Source organism: Thauera phenylacetica B4P, assembly GCF_000310225.1.
GTDB lineage: Bacteria > Pseudomonadota > Gammaproteobacteria > Burkholderiales > Rhodocyclaceae > Thauera > Thauera phenylacetica.
In genome coordinates, this window is record NZ_AMXF01000260.1 from 1 (window position 1) to 5368 (window position 5368).

3 protein-coding genes and 1 pseudogene are annotated in these 5368 nt (G+C 69.3%); 2 read left to right on the plus strand and 2 right to left on the minus strand.

What is annotated here, in order from left to right; translation table 11 throughout:
* Positions 1-234, minus strand: a pseudogene (locus C667_RS19880) (SPOR domain-containing protein); the annotation flags it as partial.
* 17 nt (positions 235-251) lie between these two features.
* Positions 252-2015 (minus strand): arginine--tRNA ligase, encoded by a 1764-nt coding sequence (argS, locus tag C667_RS19885; RefSeq protein ID WP_004378844.1) that lies wholly within the window; start codon positions 2013-2015, stop codon positions 252-254.
* 171 nt (positions 2016-2186) lie between these two features.
* Between argS and ubiB the strand changes: the two genes are divergently transcribed.
* Positions 2187-3716 (plus strand): ubiquinone biosynthesis regulatory protein kinase UbiB, encoded by a 1530-nt coding sequence (ubiB, locus tag C667_RS19890; protein WP_004378846.1) that lies wholly within the window; start codon positions 2187-2189, stop codon positions 3714-3716.
* A gap of 164 nt (positions 3717-3880) precedes the next feature.
* The gene (locus C667_RS19895; RefSeq protein WP_004378848.1) at positions 3881-5341 is read left to right on the plus strand and encodes a high affinity choline transporter 1; all 1461 of its coding nucleotides are present in this window, start codon (positions 3881-3883) and stop codon (positions 5339-5341) included.
* The last annotated feature ends 27 nt before the right edge of the window (positions 5342-5368 follow it).

The window sequence follows — 5368 nt, forward strand, 5'->3', positions numbered from 1 at the left end:
CGGGCGGTCGCCCGGCTTGCCGGGCAGCGCCGCCGGCCCCTGCTCGGCCGGCGCCTGCACGCGCGGCGCGACCGGCGCGGCCTGGAAGGGATTGCTGCGGGTGAAGTACCACGCCGCCCCGGCGGCGATCAGCGCGCCGAAGACGAGGCCGATGAAGATCCCGATCAGCGTCCCGCCGGCGCTCCTGGCCGGTGCGCGCGCCGGCTTGCGGGCCGGCCTGCGATCTCGACTCACGATTGCACCCCCCGCCATCACATCGACTCGGGCGCGGACACGCCCAGCATCTTCAGGCCGGTGACCAGCACCTGGCGCACCGCGGCGGCGAGCGCGAGGCGGGCGAGCTTGACCGCCTCGTCCTCGACCAGCATGCGCTCGGCGTTGTACCAGCTGTGGAAGTCGGCGGCGAGGTCCTTGAGGTAGAAGGCGACCTGGTGCGGCGCATAGCCTGCCGCCGCGTCCTGCACCAGCTCGGCGAAGCTCGCCAGGCGGGCGCACAGCGCCAGCTCGCGCTCGTTGTGCAGCAGGCCGAGCTCGGCTTCGGCCAGCTCGGAAGCCTCGCCGCCCCACTGGTTCAGGACCGAGCACACGCGGGCGTGCGCGTACTGCACGTAATACACCGGGTTCTCGTTGCTCTGGCTCTTGGCGAGGTCGAGGTCGAAGTCGAGGTGCTGGTCGGACTTGCGCAGCACATAGAAGAAGCGACAGGCGTCGTTGCCCACCTCGCGGCGCAGCTCGCGCAGGGTGACGAATTCGCCCGAGCGCGTGGACATCGAGGTCTTCTGGCCGTCGCGGTAGAGCACCGCGAACTGCACCAGGGCCACGTCCAGGCGCGCGGGGTCGAGCCCGAGCGCGGCGATCGCACCCTTCACGCGCGGGATGTAGCCGTGGTGGTCGGCGCCCCAGATGTCGATCATGCGGTCGAAGCCGCGCTCGTACTTGTTGAGGTGGTAGGCGATGTCCGAGGCGAAGTAGGTGTAGAGGCCGTTCTCGCGCTGCACGACGCGGTCCTTCTCGTCGCCGAAGGCGGTGGAGCGGAACCACTTGGCGCCGTCCTGCAGGTAGATGTGGCCGTGCTGCTCGAGCTGGCCCACCGCGCGCTCGACGAGGCCGGTGTCGAACAGGCTCTGCTCCGAGAACCACTTGTCGAAGCGCACGCCGAACTCACCGAGGTCGTCGCGACCATCGCCGAGCTGCTCGTTGAGGGCAAAGCCATGCACCCAGCCGTAGTCGTCGCCGAGCAGGCGCTTGGCGTTGGCGATCAGCGCGTCGAGGTGTTCCTCGCGCTGCTGCTTCGATTCGTCGTCCTTGCGGTCGGCCTGGGGCAGGCCGGGCGTGCCGGCGAGCACCTGCTCGCGCGTGACCTGGGCGAAGCGGTCCTGATGGGCATCGCGCATGTCGCGGCCCATGTCGATCACGTAGTCGCCCTGGTAGGCGTTGGGCGGGAAGGGCACCTCGATGCCGAAGAAGGCGAGGTAGCGCAGCCAGGTCGACAGCGCCAGGATGTCCATCTGGCGGCCGGCGTCGTTCACGTAGTATTCGCGGCTGACCTCGAAGCCGGCGAAGGCGAGCACGTCCGCCAGCGACGCGCCGTAGGCCGCGCCGCGGCCGTGGCCGACGTGCAGCGGACCGGTGGGGTTGGCGGAGACGAACTCCACCTGCACCTTGACGCCCTTGGCGAGGCCGCGGCCGAAGTCCGCCCCCTTGGCCAGCACCTCGCGCACCACCGCGGTCTTGGCGTCGGCGGCGAGCGTGAAGTTGATGAAGCCGGCGCCCGCGACCTCGGCCCTGGCGACCAGCTTGGAGGGCGGCAGCTCGGCCAGCAGCAGGCCGGCGAGCTCGCGCGGGTTGCGCTTGAGCGGCTTGGCGAGCTGCAGCGCGAGGTTGGTGGCGAAGTCGCCGTGGCTCGCCTGCTTGGGGCGCTCCAGCAGGATGGGGGTGTCGGCGAGATCCGGCGCGACGCTCTTCAGCGCGGTCTGGAGCAGGTCGGTCAGCAGGACTTTGGGGTCGGCGCTCATGGCACTCGGAATGAATTCGAAACGCGCGATTATAGCGGATCGGCGCAGCCCGCCCCGGCGAGGATGTGAGCGCAGGTTGCATGCCGGTGGCGCGCGGACGCGTCCCCGCCCGTTCCCCCGCTGCCGCTTTCGGGCTACAGTCCAGGGTTTGCGTCTGCCCGGCCCTCCATCGTGCGCCTCTTCCGTCTCGCCAAGATCGTCTCCGTCAGCCTGCGCTTCGGCCTCGACCGCATGGTGCTCGACGCCGACAGCAGCGGCCGCCTCGCGCACGTCTGGCACAAGGTCTTCTTCTGGCGCACCTACACCGAGTCGCGCGGCGCACGCCTGCGCCAGGCGCTGGAGTCGCTCGGGCCGATCTTCGTCAAGTTCGGCCAGATGCTGTCGACCCGCCGCGACCTGCTGCCGCCCGACCTCGCCGAAGAGCTCGCGCTGCTGCAGGACCGCGTGCCGCCCTTCCCCACCGAGCAGGCGCTCGCGGTGCTCGAAGGCTTCTACGGCAAGCCGATCGACACGGTTTTCGATGATTTCGAGCGCACGCCGGTGGCTTCGGCCTCGGTGGCGCAGGTGCACTTCGCGCGCCTGCCCGACGGCACCGACGTCGCCGTCAAGGTGCTGCGCCCGGGCATCGAGCGCGTGATCGAGCACGACCTCGCGCTGCTCGAGGTGGCCGCGGTGCTGCTGGAGAAGGTGTGGCCGGAGGGCCGGCGCCTGAAGCCGCGCGAGGTGGTCGCCGAGTTCAGCAAGTACCTGCACGACGAGCTGGACCTCATGCGCGAGGCCGCCAACTGCTCGCAGCTGCGGCGCAACTTCAAGGACTCGTCGCTCCTGATCGTGCCCGAGGTCTATTGGGACTGGTGCGGGCGCAAGGTCATGGTGATGGAGCGCATGCGCGGCGTGCCGATCTCGCAGACGCCGGCGCTGCTCGCCCAGGGCACCGACCTGAAGGCGCTGTCGCGCGCGGGCGTGGAGATCTTCTTCACGCAGGTCTTCCGCGACGGCTTCTTCCACGCCGACATGCACCCGGGCAACATCTTCGTGCACTCCGACGGGCGCTACATCGCGCTCGACTTCGGCATCATGGGCACCCTCAACGAGGTGGACAAGAACTACCTCGCGACCAACTTCCTCGCCTTCTTCCAGCGCGACTACCGGCGCGTGGCGCTGGCCCACATCGAGGCCGGCTGGGTGCCGGCGAAGACGCGGGTGGACGAGTTCGAGGCGGCGATCCGCACCGTGTGCGAGCCGATCTTCGACAAGCCCTTGAAGGACATCTCCTTCGGCAAGACCCTGCTGCGCCTGTTCCAGACCGCGCGCCGCTTCGAGATGGAGGTGCAGCCCCAGCTCGTGCTGCTGCAGAAGACCCTGCTCAACATCGAGGGCCTGGGCCGCCAGCTCGACCCCGAGCTCGACCTGTGGAAGACCGCCAAGCCCTTCCTCGAGCGCTGGATGGACGAGCGCATGGGCGTGCGCGCGCTGGTGCGCGGCGTCAAGGAAGAGGCCCCGGCCTGGGCCGGCACGCTGCCGCAGCTGCCGCGCCTGGTGCATCACGCCCTCACCGAATCCACCCGCCACCAGAGCGCGCAGCAGCAACGCCTCGACGAGCTCGCCGCCGGGCAGCGCACCCAGGGCCGCCTGCTGCTCTTCATCGGCGCCGTCGCCATGGGCCTGCTCGGCCTGGAGCTGTACCGCCTGTTCGGCTGACGCACCCTGCCGCCTGGCGGCGGCGTTGCGCTCACGCAATAAAGCGCGAACGATCAAGCCCTTGGCGCGTAGATCCCGCCCCCCGCGGGGCCGTTCTGTTGCTAAACTCGCGCCCTCTTTTTTCGCTCACCGCGCGCGGACGCGCCAACACGAAGGGCCCAACCATGCTGCTCTGGCTTGTCGTCGCCTATCTGGTCGTCTCCATCGGCATCGGCCTGTATGCCGCCACCCGGGTGCACAACGCGCGCGACTACATCACCGCGGGGCGCAACCTGCCGATGATCGTCGTGCTGGCGATGGTGTTCGCCACCTGGTTCGGCGCCGAGACCGTGCTCGGCATCTCGGCGACCTTCATTGAGGAAGGCTTCAGCGGGCTGATCTCCGACCCGCTCGGCGCCTCGGCCTGCCTGGTGCTGTTCGGCCTCATCTTCGCGCGCCCGCTGTACCGCATGAACCTGCTCACGCTGGGCGACTTCTTCCGCATGCGCTACAACCGCACGACCGAGCTCGTGCTGTCGATCTGCATCGTGCTGTCGTACCTCGGCTGGGTGGCGGCGCAGGTGACCGCGCTCGGGCTGGTGTTCAACGTGCTGTCGGGCGAACTGGTGAGCATGAACCAGGGCATGCTGATCGGCGCCGGCGTGGTGCTGGTCTACACGCTGTTCGGCGGCATGTGGTCGGTGGCGATGACCACCTTCGTGCAGATGATCGTGATCGTCATCGGCCTGGTCTGGGTGAGCGCGATCGCCGGCGACATGGCGGGCGGCTTCGACAACGTGATCTCCAAGGCCGCCGCCGAGGGCAAGTTCGAGTTCCTGCCCTCCCTGGATGCGGTCGAGATCATCGCCTGGTTCGCCGCCTTCGCCACCATGGCGCTCGGCTCGATCCCGCAGCAGGACGTGTTCCAGCGCGTCAATTCCTCGAAGAACGAGACCGTCGCGGTGTGGGGCACCACGCTCGGCGGCGTGAGCTACTTCTTCTTCGCCGCGGTGCCGCTGTTCCTCGCCTACACCGCCAACATCATCGACCCCGGCATGGTCGAGCGCCTGATGGAGCAGGACTCGCAGCTCATCCTGCCGACGCTGATCCTGCAGTACATGCCCTTCTACGCCCAGGTGATCTTCTTCGGCGCGCTGCTGTCGGTGATCATGTCGACCGCCTCCGGCACCCTGCTCGCGCCCTCGGTGACCTTCTCCGAGAACGTGCTGCGCGGCTTCTTCCCCGGCATGAGCGACCGCGCCTTCCTGCTCAGCACGCGCGTCACCGTGGTGCTGTTCACCGCCTTCGTCACCTGGTACGCGACCAGCACCGAGTCCTCGATCCACGAGATGGTCGAGAACGCCTACCGCGTGACGCTGGCCGGCGCCTTCGTGCCGCTCGCGGCGGGCCTGTTCTGGAAGCGCGCCAACAACCTCGGCGCGGCGCTGTCGATCATCCTCGGCCTGTCGACCTGGATCCTCTTCGAGCTCTTCGTGCCCGAAGGCGACATCGAGCCCCAGCTCTACGGCCTGGCGGCGAGCGCGCTCGGCATGCTGGCGGGCGGCCTGATCGGCCGGCAGCCGCACCACCGCCCGCACATGGGCGGCCACCACGCCGCGGCGGGCACCTACCACACGCACCGCTGACCGGGTGCGCCCGCCCCGGGCGCACCC

Excerpts from the sequence above, each read along its gene's own strand:
- C667_RS19895 (WP_004378848.1), top strand. The coding sequence starts at position 3,881 with ATGCTGCTCTGGCTTGTCGTCGCCTATCTGGTCGTCTCCATCGGCATC.
- argS (WP_004378844.1), bottom strand. The coding sequence starts at position 2,015 with ATGAGCGCCGACCCCAAAGTCCTGCTGACCGACCTGCTCCAGACCGCG.